We start from the raw sequence: 19079 nt of genomic DNA on the forward strand, positions 1-19079 counted from the left end.
TAGGTTCAACGCTTCCACGTTCGGTGTCCGGCCCTCCTTTGCCAGCCCGAAGAGTTCCGCTTCGCTAGTGCCGGTGAGGTGGGCGTAGAGAGGCCGGTAGATGGAGCCGGGGGAAGCGCGGCGCAGTTTGATGGCCCACTTCTCGCGGGACCAGCGTGCGCGGCCGTGCCGGTCGCGCGGCTCTCCGCGCAGGCTGCGCGGACGCGCGCCGATGATCTTTCGGGCGGCGGGCATGTCGCGACGCACCTCTCGCCGGGCTTCGGGGGAAGGGGACGCCGCCTTCCCTTGGCTTTCCAGTCTCCATCTGGGGAGTGGGCCCTGCCACCTGTTCACTGATAGTGACCGATTCGCCACTCTCGCCGTAGAAAGTGATCATCGTGACGACGTCCCACGACATCGAGCAGATCAAGGCCGAGCTTCGGGAAGAGTTCCCGGAGTGGAGCATCATCCACACGCGCGATACGGGTCGGTGGTGGGCTATGCGCGGGCCCTTGGTCCGTGAGGCGATGAACGAGGACGCGAGCGTGGACGCCGATACGCCGGACGGTCTGCGAGCCAAGATCCGTGAGTTCAGGGTGACCGGTAAGGGAGACATCCGATGATGTCGACGCCATATTTGGATCAGCTCGCGCGGGTGCTGGCGACGGCGGGGTGGTCGTCGCGTCCTCGGTATGAGCAGGTTCCGGCGCTGTTGCATGTCTTCTCGCCTTGCCTGCCGGCGCTGGGGGAGAGTGTTCGCGTCAAGGCGGGAGTGGGTGGGGTGCCGTGGTTCGTCGGCTCGTCGGGGGATCCGATCGGTCCATGCCATGACCTTGCCGGTGCGGTGGACGAGATCGGAGCGCGGCTGGGGCCGTACGTGGCGACGGCTGCGGTGGTGAGGGAGAAGGGGGACGGGGTGCCGCGTCGGCTTGTCGATCGTGTTCGCGCTGCCATGCGTGGCTGAGAGCGGGGTCAGCGGCGGAAGATGATGGCGAGGACGCGTAGCGCCAGGACTGAGCAGACCACGAGAAGGCAGTAGCCGAAGAACTGGAAGAGGGTCACCTCCCTGGTCATGGACGGGCCTTCCTTGAGGCCGAGCAGCATCACCGCCATGATCCCGGCCGTGGACGCGAGGATCGTGAGCAGCACCTGCTGGAGGAGGCCGGTGACCGTGCGCCGGTCGCGGTCGTCGCTGAACAGGCGGACGTTCAGGGTCAGGCGGCCGGCCTCGGCGGCGGCGGTGATGCGGTCCAGACGGCGGGGGAGGCGGCGCAGCGTCGGGAGGAGGGCGGTCAACTCGTTGGTCGCGGCGTCCTGGAGGGAGCCGGGGCGGAGCCGTTCCCGCAGGTACGTTTCGCCGAACGCCCGCGCTTCGGTGACGATGCCGAAGCCCGGCGCCAGGTCGGTGAGGCCGCCCTCCAGGGTCGCGAGCGCGCGGAAGACCGCGGCGATCTCGGCGGGAACGGCCAGGTCGTACCGGGCCACCAGGCGGAGAAGGTCGGTGAACATCGTCATGTCGGGGGTGGTCCCGGCGCCCAGATGGCGGGTCATGAACGCGCCGAGCGCGCGGACGAGGCCCTGTTCGTCCAGTTCGTCCGGCCGGGCGAGGACCTCCAGGAACGCGTCCGCGACCGCCATAGGGTCGGCGCGGTTCAGGGCGAGGAGCATCCGCTGGAGCGAGGCCCGCAGCTCGGTGTCGAGGCGTCCGACGGAGCCGAAGTCGATGAGGCCGAGACGGCCGTCGTCGAGCAGCAGGACGTTGCCGGGATGCGGGTCGGCGTGGAAGATCCCGTCCAAGACGATCTGCCGGAGGACGGTGTCGAGCAGGACGTGCGCCAGTCGCCCGCGGTCCAGGCCGCGGGCGTCGATCGACGGTCCCGCCTGGCTGAGCGCGGTGCCGGACAGGCGTTGCATCACCGGGACGCGGCCGGTGCACAGGTCCTCGTGCGGGTGCGGGATGCGGACGTCCGACCCGCGGGCCGTCGCGGCGGCCGCGACGGAGGCCATGTTCCGTGTCTCGACGCGGAAGTCGAGTTCCTCGCGCAGTGCGGCGGCGAAACCGTCCGCGAGATCGACCACGCCGAGGGAGCGCGCCCAGGCGGCGCGGGAGTGCAGGGTGCGCGCGAGCCGTCCGACGATGTCCAGGTCGCGTTCGACCAGGGCGCGGATGCCCGGCCGCTGGATCTTGACGACGACCTCCTCCCCGGAGGTGAGTCGGGCGGTGTGCACCTGCGCGACCGATGCGGCCGCGAGCGGGACGCGGTCGAACTCGGCGAAGACGTCCTCGGGTGAGGCGCCCAGTTCGTCGCGGATGATCTGTTCGATGTCCGGCCATGGGACGGGTGCGGCGCGGTCCTGGAGGCGTCCGAGTTCGGTGACGAACTCCGGCGGCAGGACGTCCCGCCGCGTCGACAGCACCTGGCCGAGTTTGACGAACGCGACGCCGCCCTCCTCCAGCGCCGAGGTCAGCGACCGCGCGAGCCGGGCCCGGCCCGCCGGGGTGCTCGGCCCGCGCCGGGCACGTCCGCGCAGGTAGGGGCCGAGGCCGCGGCGCAGGAACACGAACGTGATCTGCCAGTACCGGCGGGTTCGTGCCATCCGGGAGCGGACGCTGCCGAACCAGTACAGCGGCGACGGGGGCGTTGAGCAGCCGCCGCGCGCCGTACGCCATGATCAGCGTGCTGACGAGGGTGCCCACGGCGAAGGCGAGGAGGGCCGGGAGGGTCGTGACTGCACCCGGCGAGCATAAGAACGCAGGTCACGCCGTACCTCCCCCGGCCGAGGGAGCCCGCGACGGCCGCCGATCACCCGTGCGGTGACACGCGGTCAGAACTCGGTGAGCAGGTCTTTGAGGAACGCGGCGGTGCGAGACGGGCGGCACGCGCGGATGGACAGCAGGTCCATGACCTCCTGGTAGCGGGTCGCCTCGGGGCCGTAGGGGTAGCGCGCGCCGGTGAGCTGTTCGAGGTAGATGACGTCATCGAGGTCGTGCGCGGCGAAACGGACGATCGAGATCGGGCCGCCCAGCGCGAGGTGCCCGCCCGCCGCGAACGGCAGGACCTGCACGTTCACGTTGTTCATGCCTTCCGCGACCGCGATCAGATGCTCGATCTGGCCGCGCATCGTCTCGGGGCCGCCGATCGGGCGCCGCAGCGCCGCCTCGTCGATGATCGCCCACATCGTCGCGGGGGCGACCGGCCGGAACAGGATCTCCTGCCGGGTCATCCGGAGGGTGAGCCGCCGGTCGAGGCCGTCGTGCTGCGCGTCGTGGTACTCCAGGCCGATGACGGCCCGCGCGTAGTCGCGCGTCTGGAGCAGGCCGGGGATGTACTGCACCTCGTAACCGCGGATCGCGGTGGCCGACTGCTCCAGCCCGAGGTACTGCTCGAACCAGCTCGGCACGACGTCGCCGTACGCCTGCCACCAGCCCGGTTCTTTCGACTGCCGGACGAGCTCCAGTAGGCCCGCGCGTTCGTCGGCGTCGTTCACGCCGTACAGGTCGAGAAGATCGCGGACGTCACGGGCCTTGAAGCCGTGCCGTCCGAGTTCCAACCGGCTCATCTTGGACGCCGAGCCGCGGATCGCCGCCCCGGCCTGCATGCGCCCGATTCCCCTCTCCTCCCGCAGCCGTCGCAGTCGCGCGCCGATCTGCATGCGCAGTGCCGTGGGCCCGGCCTGCCGATTGTCCAGCACAAGATCTCCAGCGTCTCGTTCCTGACAACCCTCGGAGCTTCTCATAGCTAAAGGTGCGTGCGCAGGGATCCGTGAGACAGAGATATGTAACTTGCATTCTCCGGGTCCCGGTTCGGGGACCGTTCCGATTTCGGCGCCCTAACGCGGCGGGACGAGGAGGTCGAGATCGGCCCGGGTGACCCGGGCCCGCTCGGCCAGCCGGTCGCGGTCGGTGCCGGCCTCGCCCACGAGCTCCACCGCTCTGGTCAGCATCGTCGGCTGTTCCAGCGCCCTGACCTGCCCGGGTTCCTGCCGCCGCCACCCTCGGGAGCTCATCGCGCTCATCGCGTTGCGGTACGCGCCTTCTTTCATGATCCCCAGCGTGCGTGCCCGGTACAGCAGCGCGGCCATGCTGACATCCCACGTGTTCTTCAGCGCGGAGAGGCGGTCCCAATCGGGGATTCCGGGCAATTCCTGGGCGATGTCCTGCTCCGGCATCAGGAATTCCGCTGCGAACCGGTGTGCCTGATCTTCGACGATCCTGCCGCCGGGCTCCGCGTCGGCGTGCATCACCAGATGCCCCAGTTCGTGCGCTCCATCGAATCGGTTCCGCCAATAATCGCCTTTTGCCGGGTTGAAGAACACCATTGGACGCGGATGGACGCCCACGCTGAACGCGTCGACCCGCTCGGCCGCGTCCGGCAGGACGAGCACGATCACTCCCCGTGCCTCCAGCAGCCGCACCATGTGGGGCACCGGGCCCGGCTCGTCGAGCAGTGCCTTCCGCGTGACCCTCGCCGCCTCCACCGGGCCGCTCCCGGCGATCTCGTCCGGTGGCACGGAGTACTCCGGCAGGTCGACGGACGGGAAGTCGACGAGATCCTCCAGGGTCGCCACCACGTCGATGGCGATCCGCCCGTAGGCGAGGGCCTGGTCGCGCTCGATCTGCGTCGTCGACCTCAGTGACCGAAAATGGGCCCCGTCCATGGACACCGGACTACGCCCCGGCCGGAAGAACTCCACCGGCACGCCCAGCGCGATGGCCAGCCGCGACAGCGTCCCGTCCGACGGGCGGTGCACGCCGGCCTCGTACTGCCCGATCGCCTTCGGTGTCGTCCCGACGCTCTGCGCCAGCTGGTTCTTGCGCAGCCCCCTGAGCCGCCGGGCCAGCGTCAGCCGCTCGCAGTCGAACAGCAGCCCGGCGGCCCGCCGGGCCATCCGATCATCGTCCACTAAGCCGTTTCAGTGCTCGTCTCTGTTCGGAGCCGCATGGGCACATCGGCCTCATCGCTCCACAGCGGCAATGTCCGCTCGACGAGCTTACGACGTGGATCACGTCCGAGCGCCTCGTCACTCAGCTCCCGTACCCAGTGCCAGGCCGTCCCGCCGTCCGCGTTCCACCTGGGCCGCCCCAGGAAGAGCTCCATTTCCAGCGGCTCTTCGCTGGCGCTGTGGGCCAGCACCAGCGTCAACACCCCGGGCGTGTCGCGTGCGATCCCGAGGTCCAGCGCCAGCTGCGGGTCTTCGCTGTACCCCTGCCGCGCCACGGACTGCTTGGTCGGACTGTCGCGATCCCACCGGACGGCCCGGACGGCACCGAACTCGTGGCGCTTCGTCAGCATCCGGTACGGCCCGTACCGCCATCCCGGCGAGCCGTTCAGGTCGTCCCGGAAGACCCGGTCGTCGCCTTCGAAGATCCGGTCGATCTGCGACTCCAGCACGTCGAAGGCCCCGACCCCGAACGACCGCTCCTTGAACCCCGCCGCCCTGCTCAACCCCCCGAACACCGCCAGCGTGGCCTCGCGATGCGCCTCCTTCACGGCATGCAGGAAGCCGGCCGCATGTAGCTCGCCCCAAACCCTGCGTTCCTCCACGGCCCCCACGCTAGCGACCGCCACCGACAGAGTGTCCGCCGCGATCCCGGCCCGGCTCAGAAGCAGCCTTCGAACTCGGGCACCGAGGTGGTGAGCGCGAGGTTGGACGCGCCGAACCACCTGTGCAGCAGCCGCGCGGCCGTCCCGTCCTGGTACATCAGGGTCAGAGCCCGGTTGACCTTCTCGCACCCGTCCACGTCGCCGCTGCGCAACCCGACGCCGTACCGCTCGTCGGTGAAGGGCACATTCATGATCTTCACCCGGTTCCGGAACCGGGTCGCGAAGCCGGCGAGCACGAGATCACCGGTCGACACGGCATCGACGCCACCGTTGAGCAGCTTGCGGACGCAGTCGCTGTAGGACGGCGACGGGACGAGCCGTGGCTTGATCCCCAGACCGGTCACCACACGCTCTGTCGAGACCGACCCGCTGGCCTGGCACATGCGGCGTCCCGCCAGGTCCCGCACATTCTGTACGCCGTTCTCCTCTTGGCGCACCATGATGTCCTGATGGGCGACGTAATAGGGCCCACCGAAAGTGACGAGCTTGGCACGGTCAGGCGTAATCGAGTAGGAGGCCAGAACCAGGTCTACGGAGTGGTCATTCAGCAAATCTTCCCGATTGGCGGACGTCACCGTCCTGAACGTGACCCTGGTGGCCCCCACCTGCTTGGCGATGTAGGACCCCACATCGACTTCGAAGCCGCGGTACGTCCCCTTTTCCAGCAGTGCCAGCCCCGGCTGGTCGGCCTTGACCCCGATCACAAGCGTGTCCTTGCCGGAGACCGATGCCGTGGCCGCCGTGCATCCGGTGAGCCCCAGGCATGCCACCGCCACACCACGAGCGAATGCGCTGTTCACGCGCCACAGCTACCAACCGAAAACGACCCGAAGGTGAACATCTGGAAACGCCCGAACAGCTAGACTCGCCATAGTTTCCGGCAATCGGCGGGGTTACTTGGGGCTGACCGGCTTGAGGGGAGTGGCCTTGCCTTCGGCTACCAGACGTTCGTGTTGCTGCCACCCCTGGAGCCACTTCCAGCCGGAGCCGAGGGCGGCGGTCATGGCGGCGATCATGAAGGTGGTGAGCTGGGCCTCGTCGAGGTGGGCACCGGGGACGACCTGGGCGACCAGACCGGCGAACCAGCCGGCGGCGACGACGAAGACCGGGGTGAACAGCGCCACGAAGCGGCCCAGTTTCGACGCCTCGGACTCCGGGGCTTGGACTGTCGCGTTCTCCGCAGGTTCCGACACCGGGATCACCCGTCCTTTCTTCCGCACTCAAGAGTGACGCGGGACGCGACTGTCCGCACGCGTGCGACCACCATCGGTCAGGTTACGGTGGCGCGGAAGTGCCGGGAGGGAAAGGGATGGATTCCTGCTGCTGGCGTCGGTCACGGGGGACAGGCGCGGCCGGAGTACGGGGTGGCCGATACCGCCTTCCAGTGCTTGTGGGACGGGGCGCTGAAGTGGATCCGCAGGCAGTCGCCGCCTCGGGCGGCCCGGCGCAGCGACTTGATCAGTTTTTGGCCGAGGAGGGTTCCGGTCACCTCGCACACGATCTGCATGGGCAGCGCGTGGGTGAGGAGCTCGCAGGCCACGTGGCCCGTCGCGGTGACGATGGCACCTCCGGCGCCGCCGTCGCCTAATCGGTTGGCTTGGCGTCGCGTCGCCGCCCGGCCGATCGTGATGTCGCACGATTTCGCCGAACACTGGGTGGACGGGTGGACCGGTTCGCACTTGGCGGCAAGGCAGGTGCTCAGGCTCAGCGTGAGGACGGCCGCGGTGATGGGGCGCACCGCTTCAGGTCACCATGTTCGGACGGGAATGGACGGTTGCTTGCTGGTTCGGGATGGGTTGTCCGATCGGCATGGCGAGGTCCTCCCTAGGTGACGTCCTGACGGGAGCGGGCGACATGGGCGCGGAGTTGGTTCCGCCCGCGGACGCCCAGCCGCGAGTAGAGGGAGCGCAGCCTGCGGTACATCGAGCGCTCGGAGCAGTAGAAGTGCTTCGAGATCTCGGCGACGGTGGCCGTTCCGCAGAGCAGGCGGATCAGTTCTTCGTCTTCGTCTTCGCTGGTCGGCGCCGATGTGGGGCCGCGGGTCAGGTACGTGCCGGCGAGAGTCAAGAGGACATCCTTGTAGCACTGTGTCGGCAGGAGCATGTTGAGCACCCAGGTCGCGCCGTGGTGAATGGCACGGTGCGTCTGGTGCCCGGTCAGGTCGCGGACGACGCCGAGGACGGCGACGCCGGGATGTTCGTCGGTCAGTTCGTGCAGCCGCCGGGCGTTCACCTCGGTGAAGACGGGGAGCACCACCAGCGGCGGCCGGTCTCGGCGGACGGCGGACGGCACGTCGCCGGTGAAGGCGCAGCGGACGCCGAGCCCGTCCAACCAGGACGTATAGGGCTCGAACTGGTCGCCGAGGCTGTCACAGATCACCATGACGCCGGCCGTCCGGCTCATCAGGCGGAGTTCTCCCACCGCGCCTCCCTCGGGTCGCTCTTACGGGTAGTACGTAGCGACTAGGGGGGCTTGGGTTCACCGTTCGCGGCGGGAGGTCCGTGGATGGTCGGCGAGCAGGGTCGCGAGCGCGAAGAGCAGGACGGCGGCGGGGGCACTCCACGGGGTGGTGGCCCAGGTGCGGCCGAACAGCGCGCCGAGCCCGGTCTCGTGCGCGCCGCCGGTGCCGGGGAGGGTGACGAGCGTCCAGGTCAGCGCGCCGCCGAGCATGCCGAGAACCGAGGAGCGCCACACCGTGAGCGTCACCGCGACGGCGGAGGACAGCAGCGACGGGCCGAGCCATGCGGAGATCAGTTCGCTCGTCCGCAGCGCGTCGCCGGCGAACCCGGCGGTGGCCGAGGCGACGAGCGCGGCGGCGGCGTCGCAGCCGAGGACGAGCGTCAGCCGGGCGAGGAAGACGGCGCGCGGGCCGATCGGCAGCGTCCGCAGCAACTCGCCGCGCGGATCGCGGCGCGCCCCGCGGACACAGAGCGCCCCGGCCAGCACGATCAGGGTGACCGCGGCACCGAAGAGGCGGGTGGCCGCCGCGCCGGGCGTGGTCAGCGCCAGCAGGACGGCCCCGGTCAGGCCGATGACCGACAACGCGGGCAGGGCGCGTGGCAACAGCCTGACCTGCGCCGAGGTGAGCTCGGCGGCGGTGCGGACCGCCTCGGCCAGCGAGGGCCGGGCGGATGTGGCGCGCTGGACGGGGCGCGCGCGCCGGGCCGGTGACCCGTGCTGGGCCGGCCGGGCACGCTGGGGGGCGTGCGCCGGCGCGTGCCGCCGGCGGGATCGGGTGGACCACGGCGGCCGGGCGGTGCGGCGGGACGGGGCGTGGCGAGCGGGCAGCCGGCCGCCGAGGAGGGCCGTGTAGGACGGGACGTCGGGGTCACCGGTCAGGCGGCGGTCGGCGGCACGGGCCGCGCGCGCGATCTCTTCCTTGGACAAATGCGTCACAGCGACTCCTGCCTTTCCACCAACGATCGCATGAGCCTGGCCCGCACGTGCGACATCCTGCTCTTCACCGTACCGACGGGTATACCGAGCACGGCTGCCACGTCGCGGTATGGCAGCTCATCCACCAGCGCCAGGACGACGACTTCGCGGAGGTGTTCGGGGAGCTCGGTGATGGCGTCGGCGAGCGTTTCGCGGGCGGCGGCCGACAGGACGCTGGCCTCAACGTCGGCACCCGGGTCAGGGACGTGCGAAGCCTCCTCCAGCGGGGCCAGCGCGAACTCGCGACGGCGCAGCCGGTTGTGGGCCTGGCGGCGGGCGACGCCGAGCAGCCAGCCGCGGACGGACGACTCGCCGCGGAACCGGCACGCGGACTGCCAGACTGCCAGCCAGACTTCCTGGAGGATCTCCTCCGCCTGGGGACGGCTGGACGTGAGGCGCAGGAGGAGGCGGAACATGGCGGTGCTGTGCCGGTCGTACAGCACCCGCAGGGCGGGCTCGCGTCCACGGCACACTTCGGCCATGAGTTCCTCGTCGCCGATGTCACCGCCCGGCAGGTCATAGCTGTCGGTATCTGTCATGGTCCTGCTCCCCGATAGCCATCGCCGAGCCTCCCGGCAACCGCCGTCCTCGGACGAGCCGTAACTGGCAGTCCTGGCAGCCGGAAAAGTTCGGGCATCGCTCGTTACCGCGGTGAGACTAACGGCCATCACCATCCGTGGACACCCTTGGCCGAGTGCTCCTGTGTAGTTCGACCCCGAAACCATTTTCAAGGTCATCAAGTTGAATGACTGAATAAGGTCAAGGTCGCCAGCTCAGCGCATGTGGACCCGGTGTGCGAGGGCTTCGCGGGCACGCCTCATCGCCTTGCGAACACGGTCGCCGACGCAATGCGACTTGGACGAAAGTCGTCACGGTACGTGGCATGGTTCTAGCGCATCGTCAGCGCCGAGTGACATTACTGCCAGCTTCACAGCCACCTCTTGAACACCGCTGGCACGCAACACAGATCATGGCAGTCACCTTGTCCCGGTCGGTTTGAGGAGGCGGCTAATTCGTCGCCCGGGAGGCGGAGGTGCACGAGTCGTTTCGGCACCAGGTCAGGGCGGCTGGAACTCCATGAGGATTTCCAGTGAACCGTCAGCACGCCCAGGGAAGGGAAAGAAATGCCGGTCAACGCGACGGAGGGCACGACGACCCCCGGTTCGGACATGGACTTCGATGTCGACTTCGACCTCGACATCGACAGCTCCCTGGTCACGGTCACCACCGGGCCATCCGTGACGAGCCACTCGGTCTGCACTCCGGGCTGTACCAGCCCAGGCGGCGGCAGCTTCTGCAGCTGGTGCTGCTGCTAGTCCGATGAGGGCCGGCTCCGACCTTCGGGCGGGGTCGGAGCCGGCCGCTCAGAACTTTTCCGGTGGAGTGCGCGTCCAGCCGGGGAGAGGGAATTCCGGGTGTCCCAGTCACCAGTCGAGGTGAGGCCGCCGATCTTCGAGGCATGGCCTGCCGGGATGCTGCGTGCGCCGGTGCTGCCCGTGGGGTTCCGCCTCGACCCGCTGCCCGGCGCCCCCGGATTACCGGGCGTCCGGGACGCGCTGCGGCTGCTCCGCGCCGCGGCGTCCGACGCGTGGTTCATGGCGGCGCTGGAACTGGCCAGCCCCGACCTCGTCCGCGGCGTCCGGTCCGGGCTGGCCGGGACGGGGGAGGGCGGCGTCATGCGCACCGCGCTCGCCGTCCACCGGTACGCGCGGCGGGCCGCGACGAGGCCGACGCCGTTCGGCCTGTTCGCGGGTGTGACGGCCGTGGCGTTCGCCGGCAACACCAAGGTCGGCTGGTCGGAGCCGGCGGGTCACCGCGTCGTGGCCCGCGCCGACACCGCCGTCCTCGCCCGGCTGGCGCGTGTCCTGGAGCTGGACGCGACGGTGCTGCCGTGGCTGCGCGTCCAGACCCACCAGCTCGTGGAGACCCATGGCGACCGAGTGGTCATGCCGAATCCCACGAATCCGGACATCGATCCGGGCAGCGATGGCAGGGCGGTCACCTCGGTCCGGGCGACACCGGTCGTGCTCGCGGCCATCGAGCTGGCGCGGCGTCCCGTCGCGGTGCGCGAGCTCGCCGCCGCGCTGCTCGCCCGGTTCGCGCGGGCGACGGAGCAGGCCGTCCTGCGGCTGGTGCGCGGACTGGTCGCCGAACAGCTCCTCGTCACCGAGCTCCGGCCGCGGCTCGGCCCGGCCGACCAACTGGCCGAGATGCACGCCACCCTCCACCGCATCGACCGCGAAGCCGCGACCGCCGGCGGCACGGACGCCCGGGTCGGGGACGCGGAGGTCCGGGCCAGGGTGGACGTGCTCACCCGGGTCGTCGGCGCTCTTCCGGATGCCGCACCGCAGGAGGTCGTGCGGCTGTTGCGGGACGTCCGCGACGACGCCAACGCCTACACCAACTCCGCCGTCCACGTGGATCTCGGGCTTGGACATCGGGTGCAGTTGCCCGCAGACGTCGCCTCCGAGGGTGCGCGGGCCGCCGAGGTGCTGTGGCGGCTCGCCCCTCCCCTGCTGGGCACGCCCGCGCTGCGCGGGTACCACGCCGAGTTCGTCGAGCGGTACGGTCTCGGCCGGCTCGTGCCGATCAAAGAGCTGCTGGACGCCGATCGGGGGCTCGGCGCGCCCGCCGGGTACTCCTGGCCGCCCGGTCCGCGCGGCGGCCCCACCGAGGGCGAGGACACGCCGGGCGTGCGGCCGCACGGCATCGCGCGGCTCCTTGCCTCGCTGGTCTTCGAGGCGGTGCGTGACGGCCGCCGCGAGGTCGTGCTGGACGACGCGCTCGTGGACGCGCTGTGCGAGGGCGAACACGACCCCGCCTCCGCGCCGCCCGGGTTCGAGCTCTACCTGCACGTCGTCGCGGCGGACGAGGCGGCCGTCGATCGCGGCGACTTCCGTCTCGTGGTGTCGCCGAACCCCGGCTCCCACCTGGACGGCTCCACGTTCGGGCGGTTCGCCGACGTGCTCGCCGAACCGGCGCGCGACATGCTCGCCGGCTGCGCCCGCGACGCCGTTCGCGGGGAGCCGCTCCCGGTCGTCGTCCGCTACGAGCCGAGGCACGCGCGCAGCGGCAACATCGCCCGCGACCCCGGCTGGACGGGGACGCGGCTGTCGGTCGGGGTCACCGCGCTCCCGGACACCGGGGAGAGCCACCCGGAAGGCGACCCGAAAGGCGGCCCGGCAGGCGGCCCGGAGGAGCTCGACCTGGACGACATCGCCGTCGGCGCGTCGCTCGGTGGGCTCTACGCGGTGCACACCCCGAGCGCCAGGGCCGTCCGGCCGCTGTTCTACAACATGCTCAACGTGCTGACGCAGGCACCGAACGCGGTGCGGCTGCTGTGCGAGATCGCCTTCGAGCACCACCAGATGTGGTCGCCATGGGACTGGTCGGCGATGGGAGCGGCGCCCTACCAGCCGCGCGTCCGCTACGGCCGGACGGTGTTGTGGCCGGCGACCTGGTCCCTGGAGCCGCTGCGTCCGGATGCGCCGGACCCGGCGCGGTTCGCGGCGGCGCTGGCGGACTGGCGGGACCGCTGGGCCGTCCCGGCGCGGATCCTCGCCACCAGCAACGACCAGCGGATCCGCCTCGACCTGCGGGACGGCTGGGACGTGGAACTGCTCAGGAACGAGCTGAAGCGGGGCATGAGCCTGGTGGCGCAGGAGGTCCCGGGCGGTGAGGATTTCACCGACGGCTGGTTCTCCCCGGGCGACACGTCCCCTGACACACCGGGCGGCGCAGGCGCAGGCGCCTGCGCGGAGGGGGCCGAGGCCGGGTACGTCGCGGAGATCGTCCTGCCCGTCCGGCGGCGCGAGCCCGACCGGCGCTCGCGCCCGACCTGGTCGCCGCCCCGGGCGGGACGTCCGCGCGTGATGCAGCCTGGAGCGGACTGGCTGTTCGCCAAGCTGTACATGGCGCCGGAACGCAGCGACATGTTCGTCCGTGACCATCTGCCGGAATTCGTGGACAAGGCGCTCGCGCTCGGCGGCGTGGACCGCTGGTTCTTCATCCGCTACACCGACCCCGCGTTCCACATCCGGGCGCGCCTGCATGGGGACGCCGCCGCTTTGAACGGACCGGTGCTCTCCCTGCTGCACGACACCGCCTCGGCCTGGGAACACGCAGGGCTCGCCGGACGGATGGTCCTGGACGGCTACGACCCCGAATACGAACGCTACGGCGGCCCCGAGGCGATGGACGCGGCGGAGCGCTTCTTCCAAGCCGATTCGGAGGCGACGGTAGGGCTGCTGCGACTCGCCCGGGAACACGGGTTCGATCCGGTGGAGCTGGCCGCGATCGGGGTCGCCGCGATCGTCCACGCGTGGGGCGGACCGGTCGAGCCGGACCTGGGCGCCGTCGAGCCACGCTGGCGGGACGATCCCGTCGCGGCCTGGCTGTCGACCACCGGGTCCGCCCATGACGTCCCGCCGGGGTTCCGGCGGGACAGGCACCGCAGGGCCGCGCTCATCGACCCGGCCGGCGGGTGGCCGGGCCTGCGTGGGCTGCCAGGCGGCCCTGCGGTGCTGTACCTTCTCGACCGCCGGAACGCATCACTTCCGGCCTACCGGGACCTCACCCGGAACGTGGTCGAACCGTGGACGCCGGAGAGCCGTATCGTCGGCAGTCTCCTCCACATGCACTGCAACCGGATCATCGGTGTCGGCGGCCTTGAGCGGGAGGCCGCCGCGATGACACTGGCCCGCGCGTGCGCGCTCCACCACGCCGAGCGTCGCCGCCATACCCGGAAGGAAGATCCTTGACCCCCGCTCCCCCCGCGCCCCCCGCCTCTCCCACGCCCCCCGCCTCCCCTGTGGTTCCGCCCCCCGCCGTGACACACCCGACCGCCTCGCGCGAGGTGGCCGAGCACGTCCTGACGAAGATGCGCGACCCGGCGCACGTGGCCGAGATCGCCGGAAACCCGCGCAACAAGATCCCCTACTACGGGCTCTCCACATGGCACCCCGTCTCGCTGGCACACGGGCATCCGGGCGTCGCGCTGGCGGCGGCGCAGGCCGCCGTCCAGGACGACCGCTGGCTCCCGATGGCACACGCGCACATCACGGCCGCGCTCGACTCGGTGCGCACCCATCCGCCGACCGGGCTCTACTGCGGCCCCGCGGCGATCCTCGCCGCGGTCACCGCCGCCCGCCGCGCCGGCGCGTCGTACCGGCGGCTGCACGCCAGGCTCGTCCCCTGGGTGGCCGACGACCTGCTCAGACGCTGCGCCGAGGAGGCCCAGCTGCGCGCCCGGGGGCCGGGCGTCGGCTGGCACGGCTACGACGTCGTCGCCGGTATCGCCGGCCTCACCCGGCTGCTGATGATCGTCGCGGCCGAGCCGTCCGGCGACCGCGCCGTCCTCGACCATGCCCGGCGGGCGGTACAGGCCGGGCTGGAGCAGCTGGTCGCCGTCCTGCGGCCGGTGCGGGTGGACGGCCACGAGGTCCCCGGCTGGTGGGTGCCCTCCCGGCTGCAACCGACCGCGGAGGACGAGCGGGCCTACCCGCTCGGCGACTTCAACGCCGGGTTCGCGCACGGCCCGGCGGGGCCGATGAGCGTGCTGGCCGCCGCCGCGTCGTGCGGGATGGCGCCGGCGGGCGCCGAGGAGAGTGCGTCCCACGCCGCGCAATGGCTGGCCGAACGGGCGCTGCGGGACGAGGCCGGGCCCTACTGGCCGTGCCGCGTCACCTGGCAGGAGCAACTGGACGGTGCCCCGGACGGCGAGGTGATCTCGCGGAGCGCCTGGTGCTACGGCGCGCCCGGGCTCGGCCTCGCGCTGGACGCGGCGGGCCGCGCGTTCGCCCGTCCCGAGTGGTCGCGCCTCGCGCTGGAGGGGATGCACGCCGTTTTCGCCCGCCCCCGCGACGCCTGGCATCTGGACGGCCTCACCGTCTGCCACGGCACGTCGGGCCTGCTCGCCGCCTCTCACCGGCTGGCCGGGAGCGAGGGGGGAGGAAGCCTCGGCGGGCACGCGGCGCGGCTCGCCGGCGAGATCACCGCCGCCTACGATCCGCGGCTCCCGTTCGGCTACCGGCACGCCGTCCCGGCGACGGAGACCGGGACCCTGGACGAGCGGCGGTTCATGCTCGACGTGGCCGGCGTGCTGGACGGCGCGGCCGGCGTCGCCGCCGTCCTGCTGACTGTGGACGAGCACGGTGTGGACAAGCAGGGTACGGACGAGAGCGGCACGGCCGGGGGGCCGAGCCTGCTCGCCGAGCTGGCGTTCGGCGCATGAACGGCAAGCGTCCGGCTCGCGTGCTCGTCGGGGCGACGGGATCGATCGCGATCCTCCAGCTGCCGGCGTTCCTCGGCGCGCTGCGCTCGGTCCGCCTGGACCTCAAGGTCGTCCTCACCCCGACGGCCGACCGGTTCCTGCCGGCCGCGACCCTCGCCCACCTGATCGAGACGGTCACGGACGGCGACCCGGGCGACGGGCACGTTCGGCTGTCCCGCTGGGCGGACCTGCTGGTCGTCCTGCCCTGCACCGCGCACACGCTCTCCAACCTGGCCCACGGCGCCGCACCCAACCTGCTGACCAGCACCGCCCTCGCGCACCGCCGCCCGCTGCTGATCGTCCCGGCGATGAACGCCGACATGTGGGCCTCACCCGCGGTGCGGCGCAACGTCGCGACGCTGCGCGAGGACGGCCATCACCTGGTCGAGCCGGTGGCGGCGCAGGTCTACGAGGCGGCGAGCGGCGGCATCGTGCCCGGGATCGCGCCGCCGCCCATCGAGGAGCTCGTCGCGACGGTCAAGGCCGAGCTGCGCGGGCGCCTCGCCCCGATGCCGCGGGAGTGCGTCGGCCCGGCACTGCGGGAGGCGGGCGCGTGACCCGGCCGCCGGACGCGGTGCGGGCCGAGGGGCTCGGCTTCCGCTACGGCGAGGTGATCGCGCTGGACGGGCTGGACCTCGCGGTCGGGACCGCGGAGATCACCGCCGTGCTCGGCCCGAACGGTGCGGGCAAGACGACCTTCCTGCGGCAGGTCTGCGGCCTGGCGCCCGTCCAGGCCGGCACCCTGACCGTCCTCGGCGTGCGCATCGGCCGGGAGCCCGCCGCGCTGCGCCGCGCCCTCGGAGTCGTCTTCCAGGAGCCCACCCTGGACGCGGAGCTGACCGTGCTGGAGAACCTCGTCCTGCACGGACGGCTGTTCGGGATGTCCCGCTCGGCGGCCCGGTCGGACGCCCGGAGACTGCTCGGCGACTTCGGGTTGGACGGACGGTCGGGCGACCGGATCCGGCGGCTGTCGGGCGGGCTCGCACGGCGGGTGGAGCTGGTGCGCGCGCTGCTGCACCGGCCGCGCCTGCTCGTCCTGGACGAGCCGACGACCGGCCTCGACCCGGAGGCGCGCGCCGCCTTCTGGAACGACGTCCGCGCGCAGGTGACCGCCGCCGGGACCACCGTGCTGTTCTCCACGCACTACATGGACGAGGCGGAGGTATCGGACCGGGTGCACGTCGTCGCGGGCGGGCGCACCGTCGCCTCCGGCAGTCCCCTCGAATTGCGGACGTCCGCGGGCGCCGGGTCCGTGCACCTCGCCGTCGCCGCGCCGGGGCCGCTGCTGACCGTCCTCGGCGCCGCCGGCATCCTGGCGATGGAGGCGCCGGGCGGCGTGCTCGTCCCGCACCACGACCCGGCCTCCTCGGTGCACGGGCTCTGCGCGCTCGCCGCCCGGCACGGGCTGCACATCGACCGGGTGGAGCTGCGGCTGTCGTCCCTCGAAGAGGTCTTCCTGTCGTGCGTGGCGGCGCCATGACGCACCGCTCGCCCGGCGTCATGACAGGGCACCATCTCGTCTGCGTGTACCTGCTGTGCCAGCGCGACCTGTTGCGGCACGTCCGGAACCGGGGGCTGCTGCTGTCCAGCGCCGGCCAGGTCGCGGTGATGCTGCTGGTGTTCGGCGTGGCGTTCCAGGGCATGGTGGACGAGGTGGACGGCATCCCCATGCGCGTCTACGTCTTCCCCGGCATCGCCTGCATGAACGTCACGCTGACCGCGCTGACCAGCAGCGTCAGCCTGGCCTGGGACCGCACGTACGGGTTCGCTCGCGAGCTGCTGGTCGCCCCGATCCCGCGCTGGGTGCTGCCCGTCGCCAAGACGTGCAGTTCCGCGGTGCTCGCCCTGACCCACATGGCCGCCCTGCTGCCGCTCGCCGCCGTGCTCGGCGTGCGCGTCACCCCCGCGAGCCTGGCGGGGACGCTCGCGGCGGCCGTGCTGCTGAGCGTCTCCTTCGGCGCGCTCGGCGTGCTGCTGTCGGTGGCGGCCGGCCGGCCGGAGACCGTCGCGGCGCTGATGGGCGTCGCGATGACGCCGCTGTTCATGCTGTCCGGCGCCGTGTTCCGCGCCGACACCCTGCCCGCCTGGATGCGGGCACTCGTCGGCGTCAACCCGATGACCTACGCCGTCGACCTGCTGCGGGCCGGGCTGCTCGGCTCGGGCGCGCCCGCCGCCGCGCCCTGGCCCGCCGCCGTCGCGGTGCTCGCGGCGATCGGCGCGCTTTCACTGGCGGGCGCCGCCCGGCTCTCCGCGCGGCTCGTCCGATGAAACACGCGACGGTCGGGGTGAACCTCGCGGGGACACGGCGCTACGTACGGGCCATGGTGCCTCTGTCGCTGCTGCGGGCGGACGCCCGCCGGGTCGGGCTCGCCGGGTTCGCCGCGCCGCTGGCCACCGCGCTGCTGGTGGCCGTCGCCGGCGCGGCCGCCCGCGCGTCCGGCCAGACCGGCGCCGGCGCCGTCGGGCTGTCGACCGTGCGGGTCGCCGCGATGGCCTTCCCGATCGCGATCGGGTTCGCCGCCGCCACGGTCGTCACCAGGGAGCGGATCATCGAGCTACAACTGTCGCTGCCGTCGCCGTACTGGCATTCCGTGCTGCGCCGAGTGGGGATCCTGCTCGCCGCGTCGGTCGTCCTCGCCTGGCTGCTGATCGGCGGCCTCGATCTGGTCGGGGCCTGGAACCATCCGGCGCCGCTGCTGCTCGCCCCGCTGATCCCCGTCGGCCCCGGGGTCACGTTAGCCGGGGTCGGCGCCGTCGGCGGGCTGGTGCTGCGGTCGGGCGCGGCCGCCACGGTCTGCGTGCTGATCGTGTGGCTCGCGCAGTCCCCGGTGGCGCGGCTCGGCACGCACTGGCTGACCGGGCGCCTCGCCCTCGTCGCCGCCGGGACGGCCCTCACCGTCGCCGGAGTCCTGCTCGCCTGCCGGGACACCGAACGCCTCCTCGAACGGAGCCGGCAATGACCGCCCCGGCACCGGGGAAACAGGCGGTGTCCCGGGTCCGCGGCCGCCTCCCGCTGGCCGGGCTCATCCGCTACGAGGGCCTGATGCTCGTCCGGCGACGGTCGTCGCTGGTGGTCGTCGCGCTCATCGCGGTCGTGCTGCTGATGGGCCTCACCGACCCGCGACGGCACGGAGCGGCGGCGGTGGCCGCGTGGGCGAACCTGCTGATGTACATCGTCCCCATGGGCGTCGGGGTGCTGCTGTCCGACCGGCTCGTCCGGGAACGTGACGAGGGGCTCGGAGACCTCCTGAACTCCACCCCCGTCCCGCCGTGGCGGCGCGCCGTCGTCGTCCTCGCCGGCGCGTTCGCCGGGCCGTACGCGCTCGTCGCGGGGACGCTGCTGGCCGTCGGCGCCGTCCACAGCGTCCTGGACGGCGGCCCGGAGGCGATCGGCGCGGCGCTGCTGCTGTCGGTCGCGATGATCCTGCCCGGACTGCTCGTCGCCACCGCCGTCGCGTCGCTGCTGGCGCTGCTGATGCCGCTGCCCGCCGCCCGCGTCCTGCTGGTGGCGTACTGGCTGTGGGCGTGCATGCTCAACCCGAACGTGATCCCGATCCCGTCGACGACCGGGACCCTGCTCTCGCCGCTCGGCGAGTACGTCGCGATCTCCGTCGGCGGCGAGCGCTCGTACCAGGGGCTGGGACTCGCCGTCCTGTCCCCCGACGTCACGGCGGGGACCGCGGTGCTGTCGGCGGCCGCGCTCGTCCTGGCCGCGCTCGCGCTGATGGCGGCGGCCCTCGTCATGGTCAACCGGAACCGCCTCGCGGCGGGTTACCGTTGGGAGTAGC

General features: G+C 72.0%; 21 protein-coding genes. 10 read left to right on the top strand and 11 right to left on the bottom strand.

The window, feature by feature from the left end:
* A partial coding sequence (locus AMA02S_RS32715; RefSeq protein WP_157430977.1) for a hypothetical protein occupies positions 1 to 234 on the bottom strand: 234 nt, incomplete at its 3' end.
* 143 nt (positions 235 to 377) lie between these two features.
* On the opposite strand from AMA02S_RS32715, the gene AMA02S_RS32720 reads away from it, so the two are divergent.
* On the top strand, positions 378 to 602 hold the full coding sequence (locus tag AMA02S_RS32720; RefSeq protein ID WP_157430978.1) for a hypothetical protein: 225 nt from the start codon (positions 378 to 380) through the stop codon (positions 600 to 602).
* On the top strand, positions 599 to 943 hold the full coding sequence (locus AMA02S_RS32725; protein ID WP_067466377.1) for a hypothetical protein: 345 nt from the start codon (positions 599 to 601) through the stop codon (positions 941 to 943). Before AMA02S_RS32720 ends, AMA02S_RS32725 begins: the two co-directional genes overlap by 4 nt.
* An 8-nt stretch (positions 944 to 951) precedes the next feature.
* Here AMA02S_RS32725 and AMA02S_RS32730 read toward each other — a convergent pair whose 3' ends face one another.
* The 10 genes from AMA02S_RS32730 to AMA02S_RS32775 all read right to left on the bottom strand — a co-directional run bounded on the left by AMA02S_RS32730 (position 952) and on the right by AMA02S_RS32775 (position 9559).
* Positions 952 to 2577 carry an ABC1 kinase family protein gene (locus AMA02S_RS32730; protein ID WP_067466381.1) on the bottom strand — a complete coding sequence of 542 codons (1626 nt, stop codon included), beginning with the start codon at positions 2575 to 2577 and terminating at the stop codon, positions 952 to 954.
* A gap of 228 nt (positions 2578 to 2805) precedes the next feature.
* Complete coding sequence (locus tag AMA02S_RS32735; protein WP_245667930.1) at positions 2806 to 3672, bottom strand: Sco1979 family transcriptional regulator; 867 nt, start codon at positions 3670 to 3672, stop codon at positions 2806 to 2808.
* A gap of 138 nt (positions 3673 to 3810) precedes the next feature.
* A complete protein-coding gene (locus tag AMA02S_RS32740) occupies positions 3811 to 4869 on the bottom strand; it encodes an ImmA/IrrE family metallo-endopeptidase (RefSeq protein ID WP_067466528.1) in 1059 nt (352 codons plus the stop codon).
* Positions 4870 to 4883: 14 nt separating this feature from the next.
* Positions 4884 to 5525: a hypothetical protein gene (locus AMA02S_RS32745; protein WP_245667931.1), complete on the bottom strand. Its 642-nt coding sequence runs from the start codon at positions 5523 to 5525 to the stop codon at positions 4884 to 4886.
* 56 nt (positions 5526 to 5581) lie between these two features.
* Positions 5582 to 6385, bottom strand: coding sequence for a glutamate ABC transporter substrate-binding protein (locus AMA02S_RS32750; RefSeq protein WP_067466387.1), 804 nt, complete (start codon positions 6383 to 6385; stop codon positions 5582 to 5584).
* Positions 6386 to 6478: 93 nt separating this feature from the next.
* A complete protein-coding gene (locus AMA02S_RS32755; protein WP_157430980.1) occupies positions 6479 to 6778 on the bottom strand; it encodes a hypothetical protein in 300 nt (99 codons plus the stop codon).
* A 140-nt stretch (positions 6779 to 6918) separates the two neighbouring features.
* Positions 6919 to 7323, bottom strand: a complete 405-nt coding sequence (locus AMA02S_RS32760; RefSeq protein ID WP_067466393.1) for a hypothetical protein — start codon at positions 7321 to 7323, stop codon at positions 6919 to 6921.
* A gap of 86 nt (positions 7324 to 7409) precedes the next feature.
* Positions 7410 to 8006 (bottom strand): helix-turn-helix transcriptional regulator, encoded by a 597-nt coding sequence (locus AMA02S_RS32765; RefSeq protein ID WP_067466395.1) that lies wholly within the window; start codon positions 8004 to 8006, stop codon positions 7410 to 7412.
* Between the two features lie 57 nt (positions 8007 to 8063).
* Positions 8064 to 8981: a hypothetical protein gene (locus tag AMA02S_RS42365; RefSeq protein WP_067466398.1), complete on the bottom strand. Its 918-nt coding sequence runs from the start codon at positions 8979 to 8981 to the stop codon at positions 8064 to 8066.
* Complete coding sequence (locus AMA02S_RS32775) at positions 8978 to 9559, bottom strand: RNA polymerase sigma factor (RefSeq protein ID WP_067466401.1); 582 nt, start codon at positions 9557 to 9559, stop codon at positions 8978 to 8980. Before AMA02S_RS32775 ends, AMA02S_RS42365 begins: the two co-directional genes overlap by 4 nt.
* A gap of 585 nt (positions 9560 to 10144) precedes the next feature.
* Here AMA02S_RS32775 and AMA02S_RS43295 point away from each other — a divergent pair.
* The 8 genes from AMA02S_RS43295 (at position 10145) to AMA02S_RS32815 (ending at position 19078) form a co-directional block, all read left to right on the top strand.
* Positions 10145 to 10336: a gallidermin family lantibiotic gene (locus AMA02S_RS43295; protein WP_067466404.1), complete on the top strand. Its 192-nt coding sequence runs from the start codon at positions 10145 to 10147 to the stop codon at positions 10334 to 10336.
* A 99-nt stretch (positions 10337 to 10435) separates the two neighbouring features.
* The gene (locus tag AMA02S_RS32785; protein WP_157430981.1) at positions 10436 to 13780 is read left to right on the top strand and encodes a lantibiotic dehydratase; all 3345 of its coding nucleotides are present in this window, start codon (positions 10436 to 10438) and stop codon (positions 13778 to 13780) included.
* 68 nt (positions 13781 to 13848) lie between these two features.
* Positions 13849 to 15252, top strand: a complete 1404-nt coding sequence (locus AMA02S_RS32790; protein WP_067466410.1) for a lanthionine synthetase C family protein — start codon at positions 13849 to 13851, stop codon at positions 15250 to 15252.
* Positions 15249 to 15848: a flavoprotein gene (locus AMA02S_RS32795; protein WP_067466413.1), complete on the top strand. Its 600-nt coding sequence runs from the start codon at positions 15249 to 15251 to the stop codon at positions 15846 to 15848. The genes AMA02S_RS32790 and AMA02S_RS32795 overlap by 4 nt, the downstream gene beginning before the upstream one ends.
* A complete protein-coding gene (locus tag AMA02S_RS32800) occupies positions 15845 to 16771 on the top strand; it encodes an ABC transporter ATP-binding protein (protein WP_067466416.1) in 927 nt (308 codons plus the stop codon). Before AMA02S_RS32795 ends, AMA02S_RS32800 begins: the two co-directional genes overlap by 4 nt.
* Complete coding sequence (locus AMA02S_RS32805) at positions 16768 to 17559, top strand: ABC transporter permease (RefSeq protein ID WP_157430982.1); 792 nt, start codon at positions 16768 to 16770, stop codon at positions 17557 to 17559. The genes AMA02S_RS32800 and AMA02S_RS32805 overlap by 4 nt, the downstream gene beginning before the upstream one ends.
* Positions 17556 to 18251 carry a hypothetical protein gene (locus tag AMA02S_RS32810; protein ID WP_157430983.1) on the top strand — a complete coding sequence of 232 codons (696 nt, stop codon included), beginning with the start codon at positions 17556 to 17558 and terminating at the stop codon, positions 18249 to 18251. Before AMA02S_RS32805 ends, AMA02S_RS32810 begins: the two co-directional genes overlap by 4 nt.
* Positions 18248 to 19078 carry a hypothetical protein gene (locus tag AMA02S_RS32815; RefSeq protein WP_067466425.1) on the top strand — a complete coding sequence of 277 codons (831 nt, stop codon included), beginning with the start codon at positions 18248 to 18250 and terminating at the stop codon, positions 19076 to 19078. The genes AMA02S_RS32810 and AMA02S_RS32815 overlap by 4 nt, the downstream gene beginning before the upstream one ends.
* Position 19079 lies beyond the last annotated feature (1 nt).

The sequence above is a fragment of the Actinomadura macra NBRC 14102 genome (assembly GCF_001552215.1).
Lineage (GTDB): Bacteria > Actinomycetota > Actinomycetes > Streptosporangiales > Streptosporangiaceae > Spirillospora > Spirillospora macra.

What these genes read in the sequence shown, in the direction of transcription:
- AMA02S_RS32725 (WP_067466377.1), top strand. Translation starts at nt 599, where the DNA reads ATGATGTCGACGCCATATTTGGATCAGCTCGCGCGGGTGCTGGCGACG.
- AMA02S_RS32730 (WP_067466381.1), bottom strand. Translation starts at nt 2,577, where the DNA reads ATGGCACGAACCCGCCGGTACTGGCAGATCACGTTCGTGTTCCTGCGC.
- AMA02S_RS32740 (WP_067466528.1), bottom strand. Translation starts at nt 4,869, where the DNA reads ATGGCCCGGCGGGCCGCCGGGCTGCTGTTCGACTGCGAGCGGCTGACG.
- AMA02S_RS32775 (WP_067466401.1), bottom strand. Translation starts at nt 9,559, where the DNA reads ATGACAGATACCGACAGCTATGACCTGCCGGGCGGTGACATCGGCGAC.
- AMA02S_RS43295 (WP_067466404.1), top strand. Translation starts at nt 10,145, where the DNA reads ATGCCGGTCAACGCGACGGAGGGCACGACGACCCCCGGTTCGGACATG.
- AMA02S_RS32795 (WP_067466413.1), top strand. Translation starts at nt 15,249, where the DNA reads ATGAACGGCAAGCGTCCGGCTCGCGTGCTCGTCGGGGCGACGGGATCG.
- AMA02S_RS32805 (WP_157430982.1), top strand. Translation starts at nt 16,768, where the DNA reads ATGACGCACCGCTCGCCCGGCGTCATGACAGGGCACCATCTCGTCTGC.
- AMA02S_RS32810 (WP_157430983.1), top strand. Translation starts at nt 17,556, where the DNA reads ATGAAACACGCGACGGTCGGGGTGAACCTCGCGGGGACACGGCGCTAC.
- AMA02S_RS32815 (WP_067466425.1), top strand. Translation starts at nt 18,248, where the DNA reads ATGACCGCCCCGGCACCGGGGAAACAGGCGGTGTCCCGGGTCCGCGGC.